This is a genomic window from Variovorax sp. ISS6, from assembly GCF_056523145.1.
The window spans coordinates 2,023,080-2,043,976 of the sequence record NZ_JAWRZC010000002.1; the positions used below are offsets into that span (position 1 = coordinate 2,023,080).

At 69.4% G+C, this 20,897-nt stretch carries 22 protein-coding genes and 2 pseudogenes; 15 read left to right on the plus strand and 9 right to left on the minus strand.

The genetic code is table 11. From position 1 onward, the window contains the following. Positions 1-2: 2 nt before the first annotated feature. On the minus strand, positions 3-1,001 hold the full coding sequence (locus tag AC1HIL_RS41100; RefSeq protein ID WP_479669263.1) for a LacI family DNA-binding transcriptional regulator: 999 nt from the start codon (positions 999-1,001) through the stop codon (positions 3-5). A gap of 190 nt (positions 1,002-1,191) precedes the next feature. Between AC1HIL_RS41100 and AC1HIL_RS41105 the strand changes: the two genes are divergently transcribed. From AC1HIL_RS41105 to AC1HIL_RS41125, 5 genes are all read left to right on the plus strand, one after another. Then, complete coding sequence (locus AC1HIL_RS41105; RefSeq protein ID WP_479672821.1) at positions 1,192-2,463, plus strand: UxaA family hydrolase; 1,272 nt, start codon at positions 1,192-1,194, stop codon at positions 2,461-2,463. 58 nt (positions 2,464-2,521) lie between these two features. Next, entirely contained in the window at positions 2,522-4,117 is a 1,596-nt protein-coding gene (locus AC1HIL_RS41110; protein WP_479669261.1) for a UxaA family hydrolase, read from the plus strand. Positions 4,118-4,279: 162 nt separating this feature from the next. Then, positions 4,280-5,257 (plus strand): Bug family tripartite tricarboxylate transporter substrate binding protein, encoded by a 978-nt coding sequence (locus AC1HIL_RS41115; protein ID WP_479669260.1) that lies wholly within the window; start codon positions 4,280-4,282, stop codon positions 5,255-5,257. 45 nt (positions 5,258-5,302) lie between these two features. Further along, entirely contained in the window at positions 5,303-6,502 is a 1,200-nt protein-coding gene (locus tag AC1HIL_RS41120; protein WP_479669259.1) for an L-talarate/galactarate dehydratase, read from the plus strand. After that, a complete protein-coding gene (locus AC1HIL_RS41125; RefSeq protein ID WP_479669258.1) occupies positions 6,499-7,464 on the plus strand; it encodes a threo-3-hydroxy-L-aspartate ammonia-lyase in 966 nt (321 codons plus the stop codon). The genes AC1HIL_RS41120 and AC1HIL_RS41125 overlap by 4 nt, the downstream gene beginning before the upstream one ends. A gap of 61 nt (positions 7,465-7,525) precedes the next feature. On the opposite strand, the gene AC1HIL_RS41130 is transcribed toward AC1HIL_RS41125, so the two are convergent. Genes AC1HIL_RS41130 through AC1HIL_RS41140 form a run of 3 tightly spaced genes read right to left on the minus strand, consistent with a single transcriptional unit; the run spans position 7,526 to position 9,798 of the window. After that, complete coding sequence (locus AC1HIL_RS41130; protein WP_479672823.1) at positions 7,526-8,101, minus strand: lactonase family protein; 576 nt, start codon at positions 8,099-8,101, stop codon at positions 7,526-7,528. Beyond that, positions 8,005-8,658, minus strand: coding sequence for a lactonase family protein (locus AC1HIL_RS41135; protein ID WP_479669257.1), 654 nt, complete (start codon positions 8,656-8,658; stop codon positions 8,005-8,007). The genes AC1HIL_RS41130 and AC1HIL_RS41135 overlap by 97 nt, the downstream gene beginning before the upstream one ends. Before the next feature lie 21 nt (positions 8,659-8,679). Further along, positions 8,680-9,798 carry an SMP-30/gluconolactonase/LRE family protein gene (locus AC1HIL_RS41140; protein ID WP_479669256.1) on the minus strand — a complete coding sequence of 373 codons (1,119 nt, stop codon included), beginning with the start codon at positions 9,796-9,798 and terminating at the stop codon, positions 8,680-8,682. Positions 9,799-10,034: 236 nt separating this feature from the next. Between AC1HIL_RS41140 and AC1HIL_RS41145 the strand changes: the two genes are divergently transcribed. After that, complete coding sequence (locus AC1HIL_RS41145; protein WP_479669255.1) at positions 10,035-11,129, plus strand: Ldh family oxidoreductase; 1,095 nt, start codon at positions 10,035-10,037, stop codon at positions 11,127-11,129. Positions 11,130-11,136: 7 nt separating this feature from the next. Here the strand turns inward: AC1HIL_RS41145 and AC1HIL_RS41150 are convergent, their stop codons facing one another. The 4 genes from AC1HIL_RS41150 to AC1HIL_RS41165 are packed head-to-tail and all read right to left on the minus strand — an operon-like array spanning position 11,137 to position 14,152. Beyond that, on the minus strand, positions 11,137-11,430 hold the full coding sequence (locus tag AC1HIL_RS41150) for a Dabb family protein (protein ID WP_479669254.1): 294 nt from the start codon (positions 11,428-11,430) through the stop codon (positions 11,137-11,139). After that, positions 11,427-12,863: an aldehyde dehydrogenase (NADP(+)) gene (locus AC1HIL_RS41155; RefSeq protein ID WP_479669253.1), complete on the minus strand. Its 1,437-nt coding sequence runs from the start codon at positions 12,861-12,863 to the stop codon at positions 11,427-11,429. Before AC1HIL_RS41155 ends, AC1HIL_RS41150 begins: the two co-directional genes overlap by 4 nt. Before the next feature lie 2 nt (positions 12,864-12,865). Further along, a complete protein-coding gene (locus tag AC1HIL_RS41160; RefSeq protein WP_479669252.1) occupies positions 12,866-13,315 on the minus strand; it encodes a nuclear transport factor 2 family protein in 450 nt (149 codons plus the stop codon). 30 nt (positions 13,316-13,345) lie between these two features. Next, positions 13,346-14,152 carry an RraA family protein gene (locus AC1HIL_RS41165; RefSeq protein WP_479669250.1) on the minus strand — a complete coding sequence of 269 codons (807 nt, stop codon included), beginning with the start codon at positions 14,150-14,152 and terminating at the stop codon, positions 13,346-13,348. Positions 14,153-14,320: 168 nt separating this feature from the next. Between AC1HIL_RS41165 and AC1HIL_RS41170 the strand changes: the two genes are divergently transcribed. Then, entirely contained in the window at positions 14,321-15,901 is a 1,581-nt protein-coding gene (locus AC1HIL_RS41170; protein ID WP_479669249.1) for an IclR family transcriptional regulator domain-containing protein, read from the plus strand. 46 nt (positions 15,902-15,947) lie between these two features. On the opposite strand, the gene AC1HIL_RS41175 is transcribed toward AC1HIL_RS41170, so the two are convergent. After that, positions 15,948-16,322, minus strand: a complete 375-nt coding sequence (locus AC1HIL_RS41175) for a nuclear transport factor 2 family protein (RefSeq protein WP_296723355.1) — start codon at positions 16,320-16,322, stop codon at positions 15,948-15,950. A 103-nt stretch (positions 16,323-16,425) separates the two neighbouring features. On the opposite strand from AC1HIL_RS41175, the gene AC1HIL_RS41180 reads away from it, so the two are divergent. From AC1HIL_RS41180 to AC1HIL_RS41215, 8 genes and pseudogenes are all read left to right on the plus strand, one after another. Further along, positions 16,426-17,376 carry a LysR family transcriptional regulator gene (locus AC1HIL_RS41180; protein WP_479669248.1) on the plus strand — a complete coding sequence of 317 codons (951 nt, stop codon included), beginning with the start codon at positions 16,426-16,428 and terminating at the stop codon, positions 17,374-17,376. Positions 17,377-17,499: 123 nt separating this feature from the next. Next, a pseudogene (budC, locus tag AC1HIL_RS41185) lies at positions 17,500-18,263 on the plus strand (meso-2,3-butanediol dehydrogenase). 117 nt (positions 18,264-18,380) lie between these two features. Continuing rightward, complete coding sequence (locus AC1HIL_RS41190; RefSeq protein ID WP_479669247.1) at positions 18,381-18,869, plus strand: hemerythrin domain-containing protein; 489 nt, start codon at positions 18,381-18,383, stop codon at positions 18,867-18,869. Positions 18,870-19,521: 652 nt separating this feature from the next. Beyond that, entirely contained in the window at positions 19,522-19,992 is a 471-nt protein-coding gene (locus AC1HIL_RS41195; RefSeq protein WP_479669246.1) for a PA2169 family four-helix-bundle protein, read from the plus strand. Between the two features lie 2 nt (positions 19,993-19,994). Further along, complete coding sequence (locus AC1HIL_RS41200; protein ID WP_413765431.1) at positions 19,995-20,201, plus strand: hypothetical protein; 207 nt, start codon at positions 19,995-19,997, stop codon at positions 20,199-20,201. A gap of 19 nt (positions 20,202-20,220) precedes the next feature. Continuing rightward, on the plus strand, positions 20,221-20,403 hold the full coding sequence (locus tag AC1HIL_RS41205; protein WP_296723326.1) for a DUF3606 domain-containing protein: 183 nt from the start codon (positions 20,221-20,223) through the stop codon (positions 20,401-20,403). Then, positions 20,400-20,717 (plus strand): hypothetical protein, encoded by a 318-nt coding sequence (locus tag AC1HIL_RS41210; RefSeq protein ID WP_479669245.1) that lies wholly within the window; start codon positions 20,400-20,402, stop codon positions 20,715-20,717. The genes AC1HIL_RS41205 and AC1HIL_RS41210 overlap by 4 nt, the downstream gene beginning before the upstream one ends. Further along, a pseudogene (locus tag AC1HIL_RS41215) lies at positions 20,714-20,897 on the plus strand (NAD(P)-dependent oxidoreductase); the annotation flags it as partial. The gene AC1HIL_RS41210 and the pseudogene AC1HIL_RS41215, both read left to right, overlap by 4 nt.

A 20,897-nucleotide genomic window follows, 5' to 3' on the forward strand; every position in this document is an offset into this window, starting at 1 on the left:
CCTCAGGCGCTGTCGCGCTCCACCACCTCGAAGCCGAGGTCGGTCAGAGCCGGCAGTCCGCCCTCGCCGGCAAAACGGCCCAGCAGCAGGCGCCCGGCCTGCTCTCCCATGCCGCGCAGGCCGATGCGGATGGTGCTCAACGCCGGATAGGCGGCGGTGCCGATGGGCAGGTCGCCGAAGCCCAGCACGGCCAGATCGCCAGGCACGTGGATGCCGCGCCGCTGGCACTCGAAGAGAACGCCCGCGGCGAGCAGGTCGTTGTTGCAGAAGATCGCATCGAGGTCGGGCGCGCGCTCGAGCATGGCCGAAAGGCCGGGACCGGCCTTGTCGACCAGCACCGGGGGCGGCAGCGTCTCGACCTCGGGCGGCGGCAGCCCCGCCTGCGCCAGCGCGGCGCGCAAGCCGGCGAGCCGCTGGGCCGCGCGGTCCTCGCTGGCTCCCAGGAAGCCGATGCGCCGCCGTCCCTTGCCGACGAGGAAGCGCCCCGCGGCCATGCCGGCGTCGTGATTGGAGAAGCCCACGGCCATGTCGATCGGCCGCGGCGGCAGGTCCCAGGTCTGCACCACCGGCAGGCCGTTGCGGCGCAGGCGCATGGCCAATTGGTCGGTGCGCGGCGCGCCAGTCAGCACGAGCCCGTCCACGCGACGGCCCAGGAAGGCGTCCACGAGGCGTTCCTCGTCCTCCGCGCGGTAGGCGGACTGGCCCAGCAGCAACTGGTAGCCGCCCGCGCTGAGCGTGCTGGCCAGGGCCTCGACCATTTCGGAGAAGACCGAGTTGGAGATGGTGGGCACGATCGCCGCGACGATGCGCGAGCGGTTCGATGCCAGGCTGCCCGCGGTGAGGTTGGGCACGTAGCCCAGGCGTTCCACGGCGGCGCGCACCAGCGCCAGGGTTTCGGGCGCCACCTTGTCGGGCTGGTTGATGCAGCGCGAGACCGTGACCAGCGAGACGCCCGCGGCCGCGGCCACGTCGGACATGCGGGGCGCGGAAGCGGAAGGCACGGGGGATGGAGGGGTGGTTCTGGATCGGGTCACGGTGGAGGCCGGGAGGCGGCGCGGTGGCACGGTTATACCTTGGGTTTGACCCAATGAAAGCGTTTCCATAAAATCCCGAGAGAAATGTAAAAAGGATTGGCTTCGGCCTCTTTTTTTGCCGCGCTATGTAAGCGCTTCCATGATGATCGATGAAGCCATGACCCCCTCGATGACCCAGTCCTCCTCCACCGGTTTCACCGGCTCCGCTGCCGCGTCGCCGCTTCCGCAACGCCTCGAGTTCGAGGGCTACGTGCGCCCCGACGGCCGGGTCGGCACGCGCAACCACATCGGCATCTTCGTCGTGGGCAACTGCGGTGCGACCACGGCGCGCAGGGTGGCCGACCATTTCACGCCGAAGCGCCTGGCGCCCTACGCGCATGTCGATGGCGTGCTGCCCTTCGTGCACGAACTGGGTTGCGGCATGGAGATGACCGGCGAGCCCATGAACCTCCTGCGCCGCACCATCGCGGGTACCGTGCGCAATCCCAACATCGTCGGCGCGGTGGTGATCGCGCTGGGCTGCGAGCGCAACAACATCCGCGGCTTCTTCGAGCAGGAGCGGCTCGCCGTCGGCCCCATGCTGCACATGATCGTGATGCAGGAAGTCGGCGGCACGGCCAACGCGATCGCCGAGGGCATCGCCGCCGTCGAAAGCATGCTGCCCATGGCGGATGCCTGTCGACGCGAAACGGTGTCCGCCCGGCACCTCATGGTGGGCCTCCAGTCCGCCGCCATCGACCGCCTCGCCGCCCGCTCGGCCAATCCCGTGCTGGGCGCCGCGGTCGACCTGCTGGTGCAGGCCGGCGGCACGGCCATCCTGTCCGAGACCAGCGACCTGGCCGTCATCGAGGCACAGGTGAAGGGCCGCGCCGCCGATGCGCAGGTGGAGGAGCGCATCGGCCAGCGCATCCATTGGTGGAAGGACTACACGCGCGGCCGCGACACCCGGCTCACCCGCGCCGGCGGCGGCGACGGACAGGGCATCGAGGGTGCCGCGGACAAGGCCTCCTCGGGTTTCCTGCGCGCGGGGAGCACGCCCATCCAGGCCGTCTACGAGTACGCCCACCCGATCGATACCCAGGGCCTGGTGTTCATGGACGCACCCGCCTACGCAGCCGTCTGCGCCACAGGCCAGGTGGCAAGCGGCGCCAACCTGCTTGCGCTGACCACGGGCACGGGCTCCACCTTCGGCGCGGCGGGAGTGCCCACCGTCAAGCTGGCCAGCAATTCGGACGTGTTCGCGCGTATGGCGGACGACCTGGACATCGACTGCGGCCCCGTGCTCGACGGCAGCGCCAGCGTGCGGGAGACGGGCCGCCTGGTGCTGCAACGCTGGCTGCGATACGCGAGCGGCGAACCCACCCGCAGCGAAGAGCTCGGCGTCGGCGACAACGAGTACGTGCCCTGGCCGATCGGCGTGCTGGCCTGACGCCGCCGCACCGCCGCCGAAGACCCCGCCTCCCCCGTTCGATGAAATGCCCGTCCCGATGACCACCACCACCGCCACCGCGAAGCCCATCACCCCCACGCTCGCCTCGACCGTCAATCCGTCCGAGGCCGTGCTGCGCAATCCGTTCATCCGCCTCGATCCCCAGGACAACGTGGTCGTCGCGCGCATGGAAGTGCCCGCCGGCACGCAGGTCCCCGCCGAGGGCGTCGTCACCCTGCAGGCCGTGCCGGCCGGCCACAAGATGGCGGCCCGCGCCATTGCCAAGGGGGCGCCCGTGCTCAAGTACAACACTGTGATCGGCTTCGCGTCCGAGGACCTGCCCGCGGGCACCTGGATGCACAGCCACAACATCGCATTCGGCGACCTGGTCAAGGACTACCGGCATGGCGAGGACTACGTGCCCACCGAGCTGCTGCCGCCCGCCGAACGCGCGCGCTTCCAGGGCATCGTGCGCGCCGACGGGCGCGTGGCCACGCGCAACTACATCGGCGTGTTCATCGTCTCCCACAGCGGTGCCACCGTGGCGCGCCAGATCGCGCGCTTCTTCGATGCCGACGAACTCGCCCCCTACCCCTATGTCGACGGCGTGGTTCCCTACATCCACGAGCAGGGCTCGGGCATGGAGAAGAGCGGCGAGCCCATGGACCTGCTGCGCCGCACGCTGGGCGGCTACGTGCGGCATCCCAACACGGCCGGTGCGCTGGTCATCGCCCTGGGCCAGGAGCACAACGAGCTCGAGGCTTTCCTGGACCACCAGGGCCTGGCGCGCGGCCCGATGCTCCAGACGCTGGTGATCCAGGACGTGGGCGGCACCCGCAAGGCCATCGCCGCCGGCATCGAGAAGATTCGCGCCATGCTTCCGCAGGCGAACACCGCGCGACGCGAGCCGGTGTCGGCCGAGCACATCATGATCGGCATGCAGTGCGGCGGCTCCGACGGTTTCTCCGGCCTCTCGGCCAACCCCGCGCTGGGCGCGGCCATGGAGATCCTGATCCGCCACGGCGGCACGGCCATCCTCTCGGAGACCTCCGAGATCTTCGGCGTGGAGCACACGCTGACGGCCCGCGCGCGCACGCCCGAGGTCGGCCGCAAGCTCGTGGCCCGCATCGACTGGTGGCTCGAGTACAACAAGGGTCGCGATACGCAGATCAATGGCCAGGTGAGTCCCGGCAACAACGCAGGCGGGCTCGCGAACGTGCTGGAGAAGTCGCTCGGCGGCGCCAAGAAAGGCGGCAACGCGCCGCTCATGGAGGTCTACGAATACGCCCAGCCGGTGACGCAGCACGGCCTGGTCTTCATGGACACGCCTGGCTACGACCCCGTTTCCGCCACCGGCCAGATCGCGGGCGGCGCCAACCTGGTGTGCTTCACCACGGGCCGGGGCTCGTGCTTCGGCTCGGTGCCCTCGCCCACCATCAAGCTGGCCAGCAACACGCCGATGTACGCACGCATGGAGGCGGACATGGACATCAACTGCGGTCCGGTGATCGACGGCGACGCCACCATCGCCGAGATGGGCCGCCGGATCTTCGAGCAGGTGCTGCGCCACGCCTCCGGCGAGAAGACCAAGAGCGAGGCCTTGGGCGTGGGCCTCAACGAGTTCGTGCCCTGGCCGCTGGGCGTGGCCGACTGAAGTCCGCGCTCCGTCTCAACATGCGGGACGCTAACACCCACCCATCGGGATAACCCTGCCGAGACTGAAAAGCAGCTCCGATCCAATGGAAACGCTTTCATAAGCGGCGTCGAAACGGCCGCCGGACAAGACCTTTCCATTCGAGCCTTCCAAGGAGATTTCATGCACAAACGCCAACTGGTCCTGAGCGCCATCGCGCTGGCGGCCATCGCATCCGCCCCCCTGGCCGCCCAGGCCCAGGCGGACTACCCGAACAAGCCCGTGAAGATCATCGTGCCGTTCCCCGCGGGCGGCACCAGCGACCTCATGGGCCGGATCATCGCGGAGGAGCTCGGCAAGCAGCTCAAGCAGCCGTTCATCGTGGACAACAAGGGCGGCGCGGGCGGCGCCATCGGCGCGGACCAGGCCGCCAAGTCGGCGCCGGACGGCTACACGCTCGTTCTTTCGGGCATCGGCAGCAACGCGGTCATCCATGGCTTCCAGTCGCCCAAGCCCAACTACAAGGAAAGCGACTTCATCCACATCTCGCAACTCGCGGCCGGCCCCAACGTGCTCGTCGTGAATCCGGACTTCCCCGCCAAGACCTTCAAGGAGTTCATCGCCTATGCCAAGGCCAACCCGGGCAAGGTCAACTACGGCCAGGTGCCCGCTTCGTCGGGCCACCTGACGACGGAGTACCTGAAGCAGGTCGCCGGCCTGGACATCGTCGGCATTCCCTACAAGGGCGGCGGCCCGGCGATGACCGATGTGCTCGCGAACCAGATTCCCGGGATGTTCACGAACCAGGATGCCGCGCTGCCCCACGTCAAGGCCGGCAAGCTGCGTGCGCTGGCCGTGACCAGCCTCACGCGCAACCCCCTGTACCCCGACACGCCCACCGTCGCCGAGTCGGGCTATCCGGGCTTCAGCGCCGTGTCCTGGACCGGCCTGTCCGCACCGAAGGGCACGCCCAAGGCCATCATCGACAAGCTCGAGGCGGCCATGGTCAAGGCATTCAACGAGCCCGCGGCGCGCGCCAAGCTCGAGAACACGGGTTTCGTGGTGGTGGCGTCCAGGTCCGCCGACTACACGAAGTTCGTCGAGGCGGAGAACGCGCGCTGGGCCGAGGTGATCCGCAAGGGCGGCCTCAAGCCCGAATGAGCCGACCCGCCGATTTTTCGCATTCCCATCACTGAGAGAGTTTTCATGGCATCCGCTGTCGAATCCAACATCGTTTCCTATGCCAGGGTGGCCGAGGGTGCGCGCACCGCGGCCGAATCGGGCGACCGCATCGACGCCGTCAAGGTGTCGCTGATCATCCTGCCGCTGGCCACGCCGGTGAGCGACGCCAAGGTGCTGACGGGCCGACAGAAGCCGCTGACCGAGATCGCCTTCGTCTTTGCCGAGATCCGCACGCGCGACGGCCTGGAAGGCATCGGCTTCGGCTACAGCAAGCGCGCGGGCGGTCCCGGCATGTATGCGCATGCCAGGGAGATCGCCCCCAACCTGCTGGGCGAAGACCCGAGCGACATCCAGAAGATCTTCACCAAGCTGCTGTGGGCGGGCGCCAGCATGGGCCGCAGCGGCATGACAACGCAGGCCATCGCGCCATTCGACATCGCGTTGTGGGACCTCAAGGCCAAGCGCGCGAAGCTGCCGCTGGCCAAGCTGCTCGGCGCGCACCGCGATTCGGTCCAGTGCTACAACACCTCGGGCGGCTACCTGCACACGCCGCTGGACCAGGTGCTCAAGAACGTCGAGATCTCGCAGCGCAGCGGCATCGGCGGCATCAAGCTCAAGGTGGGCCAGCCCGACCTGTCGATCGACATCGAGCGCGTGGGTGCCGTGCGCAAGCTGCTGGGCGACAGCTTCCCGCTGATGGTCGATGCCAACCAGCAGTGGGACCGCCAGAAGGCCACCCGCGCCTGCCGCGCCTTCGAGGGATTCGACCTCACCTGGATCGAGGAACCGCTGGATGCCTACGACTTCGAAGGCCATGCCCAGTTGGCGAACCGCTTCGACACTGCCATCGCGACGGGGGAGATGCTGACCAGCGCGGGCGAGCATGCGCAGCTGATCCTGGCCGAAGGCAGCGACTTCATCCAGCCCGATGCGCCGCGTGTCGGCGGCATCACGCCCTTCCTCGAGATCATGGCCCTGGGCGCGCTGAAGGGGCGCAAGCTCGCGCCGCACTTCGCGATGGAGATCCACCTGCATCTCGCGGCCGCCTATCCCATCGAGCCCTGGCTGGAGCACTTCGAGTGGCTCGGCCCGATGTTCAACGAGCAGATGCACCTGCAGGACGGGCGCATGCACGTGTCGGACCGCCATGGCCTGGGAGTCAGCCTGAGCGAGCAGGCGATCGCCTGGCGCGTCGACAGCGAGACCTTCGGCACGGCCTCTTGAGCGCGGACCTCCTGGCGGCGGCGCGGCGCCTGCGGGGCGTCGCGCACCGCACGCCGGTCGTTCGCTCGCGCATGCTCGACGACCTCCTCGGCGCCGAGATATTCTTCAAGTGCGAGAACCTGCAGCGCATGGGCGCCTTCAAGTTCCGCGGCGCGTTCAACGCCATCGCGCAACTGGCGCCGCACAGGCGCGCCGCGGGCGTCGTCACCTACTCCTCGGGCAATCACGCGCAGGCCACCGCCCTGGCGGCGCGGCTGCTCGGCACGCGGGCCACGATCCTGATGCCCGCCGATACGCCGGCGGTCAAGCGCGAAGCCACGCGCGGCTACGGCGCCGAGGTCGTGCCCTACGACCGTCTGCGCGACGACCGCGAGGCGATGTGCACCGCGCTCGTGCAGGCGCATGGCCTGAGCCTGGTCCATCCCTTCGACGACGCGCAGGTGATCGCCGGCCAGGGCACGGCGGCGCTCGAGCTGATCGAGGACGCGGGCGAACTGGACTGCCTGCTGACGCCGCTCGGCGGTGGCGGGCTGCTGGCCGGCAGCGCGCTGGCCGCGCACCTGCTGTCGCCGCGCTGCCAGGTGGTGGGCGTGGAGCCCGCGGCCAGCGACGACGGCCGGCAATCGCTGCGCGCCGGTCGCATCGTGCGCATACCCCCGCCGCAGTCGCTGGCGGAAGGGGCGCTCGGCACCCACCTGGGCGAGCGCAACTTCGCGATCGTTCGGCGCCACGTGCACGACATCGTCACGGTGGACGATGCGGCCATCGTGCAGGCCATGCAGTGGCTGGCCCAGCGCATGAAGCTAGTGGTCGAGCCGACGGGCGCGCTGGCCCTCGCGGCGCTGCTGGCGCGGGCATGGCCCGTGCGCGGCCAGCGCGTGGGGGCGGTGCTCAGCGGCGGCAACGTCGACCTGCAGCGCTACGCCGGCTTGCTGGCCAGCGCCTCGCGCGGCATCGATTGAACGAACGCGCGGGCGCCGGGGCCGAGGGCCTTCGCCCTTCGGCCCCGGCCCTTGGCCCCGCCTACTCCGTATCGACGATCTCGACCCAGTTCGCTCCCTTGCCGGCGGGTGCGCCGGCCACGCGCCGAAGCGCGCCGGACTGCGGATCGATGGCATAGAGGCCGACCTCGGGGCTCTTCTCTCCCGCCACGACCAGCCAGCGGCCGCGCGGGTCGATGGCGATGCCGCGCGGCTGCTTCTCCACCTCGATGGTGGCCTGGTAGCTCAACGCCCCGGTGGCGGGGTCCGCGCGGTACGAGGTGACGGTGCTGCTGGTGCGCTCGGTCGTGTAGACGAAACGGCCATCGGGCGAGACCTTGATGTCGGCGGCCCAGATGCGCGGCGTGTCGTCCACCTTCTCGCCCTGGCCCAGCGGCGGCCGGATCAAGCCCTTCTCAAGCTTGTAGCGCGCGGCGGGCACACCATCGACCGAAGCCTTCGCGCTCAACGCGCCCGTGCCGCGATCGATCGCATAGGTGGTCACCGTGCCGAACAGCTCGCTCAGCACGTACAGGAAGTTGCCGTTGGGCGAAGGTGCCGAGTGCCGCGGACCCGATCCCTCCTCGGCCGCCGCGAACCCCGCCCCGATCGGTGCCAGCGCGCCGCTGTGCTCGTCGAACGCGAACTGCAGCCGCGGTGCACGCCGAGATTGCCGACATAGACGAAGCGGTTGCTCGGGTCCACCACGATCGAGTGCGCATGGCGGCCGGTCTTGATCAGCTGGAGCGTCTCGCCCTGCGCCACGCCGCCGGGACCGATGGGATTGACGCCGATCACGTCGCCGCCGAACGAGGCACCGAACAGATACCTGCCGCCGCGGTCGGTCGAGATGTAGGCCATGCTGTCGGGCAGCCTCGCCGTGGCGAGCCGATCGAGCGCGCCGGTGCGCGCATCGATGCGATAGCTCACGACCGAGTACGGCTGCGACCGCACCGACGCATAGAGATGGCGGCCGTCCGGACTCAGGGCGAGCGGCATCACCAGCTTGCCCGCGGGCGTGGTCGCCAGCGGCTGCAAGGCACCGGCCGCCGCGTCGATGCGGTAGCTCGAGATGGTGCCGTCCTCGGCGTTCGACACGTAGGCGAAGGTTCCGGCATGGGAGGCCGCGCCGAAGGACGCGAAGGCCAGCAGGACCAGGGGCTTCAATGAATGCATGGGCGATGTCTCCGGAAGGGTTCAGGCGCGCACTTCGGCGCCGCGCGTGTTGACGTAGAGGCTGTAGATCGAATGGCTCGACGCCATGAACAGGCGGTTGTTGTCCGCGCCGCCGAAGCACAGGTTGGCGCAGCGCTCCGGCAGGCGCACGTGGCCGATGGGCTTGCCCTGGGGGTTGAAGACGATCACGCCGTCCAGCGCGGCCGGATCCACGCCCGGTACGCCGCTCGAACCCCAACCCGCCCAGATGTTGCCGTCGACGTCGCACTTGATGCCGTCGAGTGCCCCGGCCGGCGAACCCGCGTCGACATGCTTGCGCTTGCCTGCCAGGCGGCCGTCCGCCATGACCTCGTAGGCCCAGATCAGGCGATGCGGCTGCGCACGGCCTTCGATGACATACAGCGTCTTCTCGTCGGGCGAGAAGCACAGGCCGTTCGGCCCCTGCAGGTCGCCGATCGCCTGCGTGACCTTGCCGCTGCGGCCATCGATGCGATAGACCGCATGCGGCAACTCCTGCTTGCCGATGCGGCCCTCGTAGTCGTTGGTCAACTGAAACGGCGGGTCGGTGAACCAGATCGATCCGTCGGAACGGCAGACGATGTCGTTGGGCGAGTTGAAGCGCTTGCCTTCGAAGCTGTCGGCCAGCACGGTGATCCTGCCGCTCGGTTCCGTGCGCACGATGCGGCGCCCCACGCCACCCACAGCCGCGCCTTCGCAGGTGATGAGCCGGCCCTGCATGTCGCGCGTGTTGCCGTTGGCATAGTTGGCCGCGGCGCGGAAGGTCGTGGCCTGGCCGGTGGCCTCGTCCCAGCGGACGATGCGGTTGTTGGCCACGTCGCTGAACAGCAGGTAGTTGCCGTCGCCCACCCACACCGGGCCCTCGGCCCAGCGGAAACCGGTCGCGAGCCGCTCCACGCCGGCGCTGTAAAGGCGGTACTTGGCGAACGACGGATCCAGGATCTCGATCGCGGGATCGGGGTAGCGCAGCGATGGCGTCCACGCGCCCGCGCCGCTGCCGGTGCCTTGGGCGCCGGCCGACTGCGCCCATGCACCCGCGCCGAGCGCGAGTCCCGCCGCGAGCAGGTTGCGCCGGCCTGGCGAGGCGCCCGCGGGTGCGTGCGTGTGGTTGTCGATTGCCATGGAATCTCCTTGTTGGATCGTTGATATGGGCCGCGCCGATCGCTGCGTGCGTTGGCGTCGGCGCGGACGATACGGGCGATGTCCGCGGCCGGAAACCGGCGCTCCCGCGCCTTGTCCCAAGGGGTGAGATGTGTGCTCGGAAACAAGGGATTGCCCGGGGATTCGAAGGCGATGCCGTCGCATCGGGACGCCCTGGAAAAGTACATTGGGGACGCCCTACCACCGACTCGTTTCCGATGACCCTCGACGTTCCCCATTCGCCCTCTTCCGCCGCAGGCGACGCCGCGCTTCGCTATTGCGTCGAAGCGCTGCTCCACGAAGTCACGGAGCTGTTCGTGCACGCGGGGCTGGCGCTGGACAAGGCAAGCGCCGTCGCCGGCGCGCTGCTCGATTCCGACACGATGGGCCACGCGACGCATGGCCTCGTGCTGGTGCCGTGGTACCTCGAAGCCGTCGACAGCGGCAGCATGGCGCGCGCGGGAGAGATCGAGGTCGTCTCCGACCGCGGTGCCTGCGTCGCGTGGAACGGGCATCGCCTGCCCGGTGCCTGGCTGATCCACCGCGCGATCGATCTCGCGCTCGAACGGGTGGCCGCACACGGTGTCGTCACCCTCACGATCGCGGGCGCGCATCACACGGGCGCCCTCGCCACCTACCTGCCCCGGCTCACCAGCCGGGGGCTCATGCCGATCCTCAGCTGCTCGGGCCCCGCGTCGAGCGGCGTCGCGCCCTTCGGAGGCACGCGTGCCCTCTTCACGCCCAACCCCCTGGCCGCCGGCATCCCGACGAAGCACGACCCGGTGCTGCTGGACATCAGCGCATCCATCACCACCAACAACCGCGCCCGGCAGCTCGCGAGCGAAGGCCGGCGATTCCCGGGCGCCTGGGCCATCGATGCCGAGGGACGGGCGACGGACGATCCGGCGGCGGTGGTTCGAGCGGGCGGCTCGCTGCTGCCCGTGGGCGGGCTCGACCACGGCCACAAGGGCTATGACATGGCGCTGCTCGTGGAGGCGCTGACGCAGGGCCTTTCCGGCCTCGGGCGCAACAGCCGGCCCACGGGCGTGGTGATGAACGTCTTCCTGCAGGTGATCGATCCCGCGGCCTTCGGCGGTGCCGATGCCTTCGTCACCGAGAGCAGCTGGCTGGCCGATGCGTGCCGCGACAATCCGCCGCGCCCCGGCGTGCGCAAGGTGCGCTTGCCGGGCGAGCAGGCGATGGTGCTGCAGCGCGCGGCGCGCCAGCAAGGCGTGCCGCTGTCGGCCGGCACCGTGGCCGCGCTGGCGGATTGCCTGCGCGCGGCGGGGCTGCCCATGCCCACGCCGCTGTGATGCAGGTTCAGGCCGTGTAGTCCACCGCGGCCCACTCGAAGTAGAGCTTCAGGTCCGCGACCAGGGCCTGGTGCAGCGGATGGAACAGGTATTCGTCGAGCGCCTTCGCATCGGCGACCTCGGACTCGAGCACGTAGTCCCAGCAGATCGGGCGGCTGGCCTCGTTGGCCGCGACGCGCCACTGCCGGATCGCTGGAATCTGCGCGCCCAGTGCCGCCATGCGGTCGGCCAGGTCCTTCTCGCGGGCCACGTCCTTCTCGACCTCCGGCTTGCGCCGGAACAGCACGACATGGCGCATCATGCCGGCACCCCCTTGCGATCGAGCAGCCATTGCGGGGCGTCCTGCAGGGCGACGGGGCGCAGGAAGCGGTCGAGCGCGGCATAGCCGACCGAGGTGGTGAACGGAACCGTCGAGGCGGGGAACGGTCCGCCGTGGTGCTGCCCGGCAGTCACCGCGACACCGGTCGGAAAGCCCGCGAACAGCACGCGGCCCGCGATGCGTGCGGCGGCCCGCACCAGCGCGACGTTGTCGTCCGTGGGCGTGTCGGCTCCCCACATGGTGACGGTGAGCGAGCCGCCCACCGCGTCGAGCACGTCGATCGCCTGCGCGGTCGCGGTGAAGCGAACGACGATCGCCGCGGGACCGAAGACTTCCTCGTGCAACTTGCCGGACGCCAGGAAGCCCTCGGCATCGATCTGCGCCAGGTAGGGCCGGGGCGACGCGTCGCCGTCCGCGGCCGGCTCGGCCAGCAGCGCCCGCAGTTTCGGTTCGGCGGCCCATTGGGCGCAGCCCTGGTCGAAGCCCTGGCGCATCTGCGGCGTGAGCATCTCGTGCGTCCCGGCACCGCGCAGCGCCTGCGCCAATTGCGCGACGAAGGCATCGCCGCTCTCGCCGGCCGGCACCAGCACGATGCCGGGGCTGGTGCAGAACTGGCCGGTGCCCATGGTGATGGAGCCGGCCAGTGCCTGCGCCAGTTCGGCCCCTCGGGCCGCCAGGGCAGCGGGCAGGGCCACCACCGGGTTGACGGAGCCGAGTTCGCCGTAGAACGGAATGGGCTGCTTGCGGCCACGGGCCGCGCTTTCGAGCGCCAATCCGCCGCGCACCGATCCCGTGAAGGCCGCGGCCTGGATCAGCGGATGCTCGACCAGTGCCACGCCGATCTGCGAACCGGGACCGTCGACCAGGCCCAGCAGCCCCGCCGGCAGCCCTTGCGCGGCGATGACGTCACGGGCCAGGCCCGCGACGGTGTGCGAGAGTCCGAGGTGACCGCCATGCGCCTTCACGACCACCGGGCAGCCGGCGGCGAGCGCCGAGGCGGTGTCTCCGCCCAGCACGGAGAAGGCGAACGGGAAGTTGCTCGCGCTGAACATCGCGACCGGCCCCACGGGAATGCGCACCCGGACCAGGTGCGGATGGCCCGCGGGCGGGCTGCCGGCGACGGCCGGGTCGTCCTCGAAGGCGAAGGCGGCACCCTGCTCCACGCGCGTGGCGAAGCCGCGCAGCTGGAAAGCGGTGCGGTCGAGCTCGCCGTTGAGCCGCGCAGAGCCCAGGTGGGTCTCGGCATCGGCCAGCGGTACGAGTCGCTCGCGATGGTCTTCCAGCACCTGCGCGAGGCCGCGCAGCAAGGTCGCGCGGACTTGCGCGCCGGAGCTCGAGAACGACTGGAACGCTTCGTGCGCCGCCTTGGCGGCAAGGTCGACGTCCGCCACGGTACTTTGCGGATGGGAGCTCATCGTCATTCGCTTTGGAGGTGATAGCCGCGACCCGCGTAGTCGAAGCCGACCAGCTCGTTGATCGGCGTGCCCTTGTCGGCGGGCGACGCGTAGTACGCGCGAATCTCCTTGATCCGTCCGTCCGCGAAGTCGTACCACTCGGCGCCGCGCAGCGCGGTGCCGCTCTTGTTCTTCCAATGGGTCCACTCGATCATGGCCTCGGGCTTGTCGTGGCTCACGATGATGCGTTCGATGGTCCACTGCGAGCCCAGCGTCTCCACGCACCATTGCCATTTGCGCGCGATGGTGTCGGCGCTTTTCCACGGCACCTCGGGCAGGCCGGAGGGAAAGTAGTGCACGGCGTCGGGTGTGAAGCAATCGACCAGCGCCTGGTAGTCGGCGGCGTTGCAGGCGTCGAAGTAGCGGCGGATCAGTGCGTCGTAGTAGTCGGGTGTGTAGGGGGTGGTGCTCATGGGTGGGCTTCCAGGATGGGTTCGTTGGATTCAGCGCTCCCCGGCGGGCCGGGCGGCGAGGATGGCGGGTCGTCCGGCCGCCACCCATTCCTGGTGTTGGCGGCGCGTGGCGTCGCTGGGCGGATACAGGCCCCACAGCGCTTCGCCGGCCTGCACGCGCAGGGCGAGGTAGGCCTCGATGTCGTCGCGCTTCTCGCACAGCTCGGCCATCTCCTCGGCCATGTGCGCGGGGATCACCGTGATGTTGTCGCCGTCGCCGTGGATCACGTCGCCCGGGTACACGGCCACGCCCGCGCAGCCGATCGGCACGTTGAGGTCGGCCACGTGGTGGTAGGACAGCCGCGTGGTGGCCGTGACGCCGGTGCACCAGATCGGGAAATCCATCTCCGAGAGTTCGGTGCCGTCGCGGAAGCTGCCGTCGGTGATCACGCCGCGCGCACCGCGCATCATCATGCGGGTGATCAGCATGTTGCCCATGGAGGCCGCGCGGCCGTCCTGGTTGCTGTCGATCACGAGCACGTGGCCGGGCTCGATCTGCTCCACGCCGACCCATTGCAGGTTGTCGGCGCTGGGGCTGGTCGTGAGGTTTTCGTAGCGATCGACGTCCTCGCGCGCCGGAATGAAGCGCATGGTGTAGGCGCGGCCGGCGAAGGGCTTCATCTTCCTGTTGAGCGGCGTGAGCCCGTGCAGCACGGGCTGGCGGATGCCCTTGATGTACAGCTGCGTGGTCAGCGAGCCGCTGGTGGCCTTGGCCAGGCGGTCCAGGACCGAATCGGGCACGTGCGGCGCGGGCGCGCGCTGGGGAATGGATGCGAGGGGAGCGTCGGGTTGGGTCATGGTGGTGGCCGGATGAAAGACGGTTTGTCTCAAACTGTGGAAATCGCGCGAGCCGTGGGCTGCTGCGGATTCCGTGCCGCCATCCTAAGAATGAAGCGAGCCAAATAAAATATCGACGATGGCACGGGACGCCCTGGACCCGATTCAAGTTCCACCAGTTGAGACAAAGTGACCACAAGCATTGGAGAAGGAACCGGCGCGCTGGAAAAGGCCCTCGACGTGCTCGAGGCGGTGGGCGCCGCGCCCGAGGGCCTGAGCCAGACCGAACTGGCCGAGCGCCTCGCCATTCCCCGCACCACCGTCTACCGGCTGCTCGCCACGCTGGTGACACGCGGCCTGCTCCGGCGCGACCAGCTGCGCAAGGTCTACTGTCTGGGATTCCGCTGCTTCGAGATGGCGCGCCAGGCCTATGCCATGCCCGACCTGGTGGCCGCCGCCGCGATCGAGCTGCGCACGCTGCGCGACCTGACGGGCGAGACCTCCTACCTCGCCGCGCTCGACGGCCGCGAGGTGATCTCGCTCGAGCGCTGCGACGGCGCGCACAGCCAGCGCTCGCAGGCCGCGCTGGGCCAGCGCAAGCCGATCCACTGCACCAGCCAGGGCAAGGCCATCCTGTCCGCGCTGGACGAAGCCACGCGCGATGCGCTGGTTCGCGAGCTGACCCTCAAGCCGCTGACGCAGCACACCATCACCGACCGGCGGCGCCTGCAGGCGGAGATCAAGGTGACGGCGGCGCGCGGCTATGCCATCGACGACGAGGAGATCGTGCTGGGCGTGCGCTGTGTCGGCGCGCCCATCGTCGATGCGAATGGCCGGGTGCGCGGCGCCATCAGCGTCGCCGGGCCCGCCTACAGGCTCACGCCGGACCGGCTCCAGCTGTTGGGCCCCGAGCTGGCCGAGGCCGCGCGCCGCGTCGGTGCCCAATTGCAGCCCGCCGCGGCCACCGTTCCCAACGGCGCGGCGGAACCCGTGCCGGGCCACTGGGCCTTCCATGGCGCCTACCCCGTCTGGGACGCGCGCCGCCAATGCCTTTACTGGGCCGACCGGCTCGCGCCTGCGGTCCACTGCACGCTGGGCGGCGCGGACACCGTGCATGCATCTCTCGACCAGCCCATCGCCGCCCTGGTGCAGCGCGACGACGCCATTTGCGCCGTCGTGGGCGAGGCCATGGTGGCCATCGACGCCGACGGTTCGACCCGGCCCCTGGACCAGCCGATCCCCGCCGGCCTGCGCGCCTTGTGCGACGAGGCTGGCGGCCCCCTGTGGGCCGCGGTGGAACAGGCCGGCGTCACGGTCATCGGGCAGTTGCAGCCCGATGGTGGCGTGCAGGTCCAGTGGCGCGTGACTGAGGCGGTGCAGTGCCTGAAGTGGCGCGCCGAGGATGCCACCCTGTTCGCCGCGGCGCCGGACACCGGCAGCATCCTCATGCTCAAGCCCGGCACGCCAGGCGTGCGCCGCTTGGCCACGGTCCCCAAGGGGTCGGGTTCGGTGAGCGGCCTGGCCTTCGATCGCGAGGGCGGCATCTGGACCTGCCTGCGCGGCGGCTGGGGCGTGGTGCGCTTCGCGCCAGACGGTGGCCTGGACCGGGTGGTGGGGCTGCCCGTCCCCTGCCCCACCGACCTGGCCTTCGACGGGCAGTTCTCGAGCCTCTACGTCGCCACGGCGCGGCAGCCCGTATCGCTGGAGGTGCTCAACGACGCGCCACTGTCGGGCCGCCTGTTCAGGGTCGTCGGCACCGACCCGGGTTGAACCGGTTCGAGTCCTTGCGGTTCCAGCGCATCCGCTGCCCCGCGCCTCAATCGAAGGTCCGCGCCACAAAGGACGACTTGTTCGTGATCGACCAACGCCCCTCCACCTCGTGCATCACGAAGTGATCGTTGAACAGCTTCTGGCCGATCCGCACCTTCACGGTGGCCGTCGAAAGGCTGTCCGAGATGTGCGTCATCGACAGGATCGCCTCCTCGCGAGGTGCGTCCATCGAGCGGGGGCTCGGCCTGCCATGGATGAGCGCCGCATACTCCGGCGCCGACAGGGTCTGCAACTGGCCGTCCTGGAGCCACTGGACGAGGCAGGACGGATGAAAGACCTGGTGGAAGTCGCGGCTCTGCGGCTCGTGGGCGAGGTTGAAATAGTCGTCGATCAGGGCGGCGACGGCGTGGGTCTGGGTCATTGCGAACTCTCTGCGAGGGATGGAAGCTTCGTATGGTGAAAGCTCCTTCGACGCCCGGCTACGGCGAATCGGGCATCTCTGCCATTACAGGAAGACATGGATCATGGAAGACCTCGATGGAGGACTCGTCGGCGGCTTGCTGGTGCTGGCCGCGGTCGCCGAATGCAGGAGCTTCAGCGGCGCCGCATCGCGCCTGGGCCGGACGCAGCCCGCGGTAAGCCGCGCCATCCAGCGGCTGGAAGACCGGTTGCGCGCGAAGCTCGTGCATCGCACCAGCCGGCAGGTCGAGGTGACGGATGCGGGGCATGCGCTGCTGGCGAAGGTGCTGCCCCTGCTCCAGGGCATCGAGGAGGCGACGGTCGGCGCGTCGGACCAGACCTCGGTCGTCAACGGAACGCTGCGCGTGGCGTGCGATGCGGTGTTCGCCCGCCTCGTGCTGGCACCGGAACTGGCCGAATTCCTCAAGCGCCATCCCGCGCTCCGGTTGAAGCTGGAGACGCGCAACGATCTCCCGGACCTGGTCGGCGACGGATTCGACCTCGCCATCCGGTTCGGAGCGCCATCGGTGTCGACGCTGGTCTGCCGCAGGCTCTACAGCCCGCGGATCCTGACCGTGGCCGCGCCCGCCTACCTCGAGCAACGCGGCCGGCCGCGGTCGCCGCAGGACCTGGTCGACGGCGGCCATGAATGCATCCATGCCATCGACCCATCCACCGGCCGGCTCTTCGACTGGGAGTTCTGGCGCGGCGACGAGAAGCTGAAGGTGGCCGTGCGCGGCAGCCTGACGGTCACCGATGCGGGCACCAAGATCGGCGCCTGCCTCGCGGGCTACGGCATCGCGCAGGTGATCGACCTCGGCATCGAGACGCACCTGCGCGCGGGCACGCTGGTGCCGGTGCTGACGGACTGGCCCGACGAGACCTTTCCGCTCTACGTCTACTACCCGGGCAGGGAACACGTGCCGGCCAAGGTCAGGGCGTTCATCGACTTCGTCGTGCGCATGATGCCGGGGCTGCAATCCGAGGCACACGCAGCCTGCCGACCCGTGGCCTGAGAGGGCCCGACCGGGCTCCGCCGGCATCGCAAGCTCGCGTCCGACAACGCAAAGGCCGCGCACCGACACCGCGTGACGTCGCGCCTGCGCAAGCTGCGCGCTTCCATGTCTTGGAGCAGCAGCATGCAACGTTTCACCGATCGCGTCGTCATCGTCACGGGAGCCGGTTCCGGCATCGGCGAGGCGACGGCCCGCCGTTTCTCGCCGGAGGGCGCCAGCGTCGTGCTCGCCGGCGACACCGGGGCCAAGCTCGAGCGCGTCGCCGCCGACCTGCCACCCGAGCGCACGTTGGTCAAGGTCACCGACGTCTCGAAGTACAAGCAGGTGCAGGCGCTGGTGGCTGTCACCATCAAGCGCTTTGGCGCCCTGCACGTGCTGTTCAACAACGCGGGCATCGCGGTCGAGGGCACCGTGACCGAGGCGCCCTTCGATGGCTGGGGAAAGACCATGGCGACCAACATCGGCGGCGTGTTCCATGGCTGCCGCGCGGCCATGCCGCACCTGATCGCGAGCCGCGGCTGCATCGTCAACACGGGCTCCGTCTCCGGGCTCGGCGGCGATTGGGGCATGGCTTCTACAACGCCTCGAAGGGCGCGATCGTCAACTTCACCAAGGCTCTCGCGCTCGACCACGGCAAGGACGGTGTGCGCGTGAATGCGGTTTGCCCGAGCCTGACCTTCACGCCGATGACCGAGGACATGAAAGGCGATCGCAAGCTGATGGCGAAATTCCGCGAGCGCATTCCGCTGGGGCGGGGCGCCGAGCCTTCGGAGATTGCGGCGGTCGTGGCCTTCCTGGCGAGCGACGATGCGAGCTTCATCTCGGGCGTGGCGCTGCCGGTGGACGGCGGGCTCATGGCCTCGAACGGGCAGCCCGACATGGGGTGAGGCCGGCACGCACGCGGTTGCGGCATTCCTGCGTGGCGATGCGCTGGAGGCCTACGCGGCGCGGACAAGGCCGAACCGAATGTCATGACTCCCACGAACCAAAAACCGGAGCCCCACATGACCACCAAACGCGCCGAACCCGATGCCTGCAGCCTGCTCGACACCGATCACAAGAACGTGAAGAAGCTCTTCACGGCCTACGATGAACTCGCCGGCTCGAAGGCCGCGAGCGCGACCGAGAAGAAGCGTCAGCTAGCGCAACAGATCTGCGCCGAGCTCATCGTGCATACCCAGATCGAGGAAGAGATCTTCTATCCTGCGCTGCGCGACGCCCTGAAGGAAACCGACCTGCTCGACGAGGCCGAGGTCGAGCACGCCAGCGCCAAGGACCTGATCGCCCAGATCCAGGACGCCGCGGAGATCGACGAAATGTTCGACGCCAAGGTCAAGGTGTTGGGCGAGTACATCGACCACCACGTCAAGGAAGAGCGCAACGAGATGTTCCCGAAGGCGCGTGCGGCCAGGGGCCTGGATCTCGTGACCCTGCGAGAGTTGATGGCAGCGCGAAAGGAAGAACTGATCGCCGAACTCACGACGACTGCCTGAGCCGTCGTGCCATGCAACGAGCCCGCCGCGCGCGGGGGCTTCTTTTCGTCCTCGCGGGCTCGTGCGTTCGACCGGCTAGAGAATGTTGCGCGGCCGGCTCGAGCGCGGTGGCCGGTGGCTCGGCGCTTCCCCAAGGATGCCCGGCTGCAGGCGCTGCGCACGCGTCAACGCCGAGAGTCCTTCGGCGGTCACTTCCAGCACGATGGCGCGCGGCGTGTAGAGCGCCCGATCGTTCCCGCAGCGGCGGATCGAAGCTCGCCCGCACGAGGCCCGCGGCTTCGAGCGAGAGCAGCTGTTCGATCTCGTCGCGCGACGTGGCTTCGGCCGGCAGGCGCCGCTGCCAGAAGCTGGCCAGCAGCCTCATGCTGACGAGCACCCGTTGCTGCCGTTCGCTGAGGATCCTCGGACGCATTCCCGCCACCTCCTGGATCGAAACCGAATCCTTCCCCTACCCTGCGTTATCGGCCTTGCACCGCGCGGCGCACGTAGGCGCTTTGCCGGTTCCCGCGACGTCCATGCGCCCTGCGCCATTCCTGGCACCGTCAGAGCGCCACGACGAATTGGCGCGGCGGGCACCTACATGCCGGTCCGGGTCGGCGCGTCACCGTGAACCCTCGATCAGTCAACCAACCCACCAACCAGGAGCCACACCATGACCGCCGCATCCATCACCAGCGACGAAGTCCTGTCGATCCTCAACGACCTGCTCGAGAATTCCCGCGATGGCGAGTACGGCTTTCGCGCTTGCGCCGACGAGGTGGAGGACGCCCAAGTCAAGCAAGTCTTCGCGAACCGCTCGGCCCAGTGCGCCGCGGCCGCCGCCGAACTGGCGACGCTGATCCGCTCGCTCGGCGGCGAAGCCGACAAGGGCGGCAGCGTCAGCGGCGCGCTGCATCGCGGCTGGGTCCATGTGAAGGGCACGCTGGGTGCGGACAGCGCCCTGTCGATGCTCGAGGAGTGCGAACGCGGCGAGGACTCGGCCGTTGCGCGCTACCGCAAGGCGCTGAAGAACGACCTGCCCGCCGAAGTGCTCGCCGTCGTGCAGCGGCAGGCCGATGGCGCCCAGCGCAACCACGACCAGATCCGCGACCTGCGCGACCAGTACAAGGCCAGGAAGGGCTGAGCATGACCACGCGCAAACCCATGTCGCCCGTGAACATCGAGCAGAACCGCGAGGTCGGCATCGACACGCCGCTGGACGGCAGCCGCATGGGCCGCGAGGCCGACAAGCCCTCGGGCGACCCGGGCGAGCGCGGGCACGATGCGCCGGCGCCCGATGCCGAGCGCGCGAGGCGGCCCGCGGACGCCGGGCGCAACGGCGAGAAGGCCTAGACATTCCACAGGAGGTCCCATGGCAGACGATCCCAAGAAGACCGCGCTCGATCGCAAGCTCATCGCGCTGCACGAACCCCACGAAGTCCGGTCATGGACCGAGAGCCTGGGCTGCACCGAGACGCAACTGCGCGACGCGGTGAAAGCCGTCGGCAATTCGGCCGACGAGGTGCGCCAGTACCTGGCCGAGAAACTGAAATGAGCCGCCTTCGGCGAATCGCCGTATTCGTCGAGGAAGTCGGGGCGGGAAACTACCACTGGGTGCTGCACGAGCAAGGCGGCGACGCCAGCGAATGGATCGAGTTGTCCGCCAGTCCGATGGCCTACGACCTGTGGCTCGACGCCTTCGAGGACGGATGCGCCGAACTCGTGCGGATGGTGCCCGACGAGCGCAACGGTCCTCGCGATGCCGGCGAGGACGAGGACGCGCCGCCGGTCGGCCCCATCGGTGGCACCTCCCGCGACGGCGCAGCGGCGAACGCGCCACCGAATCCCCGAACCAAGGACCCGTCATGACCGATCCACGCGAAGCGGCTCCCCAGCCGCCGTTCTCCACCTCTCTGCAGCAACCACCGGGCCTCGAATCCGAGATGTCGCCCCGTCCCGATTTCGGCGAGCACTCCTACGTTGGCGCCGGCAAGCTCCTCGGCAAGGCGGCCCTTATCACGGGCGGCGACAGCGGCATCGGCCGCGCAG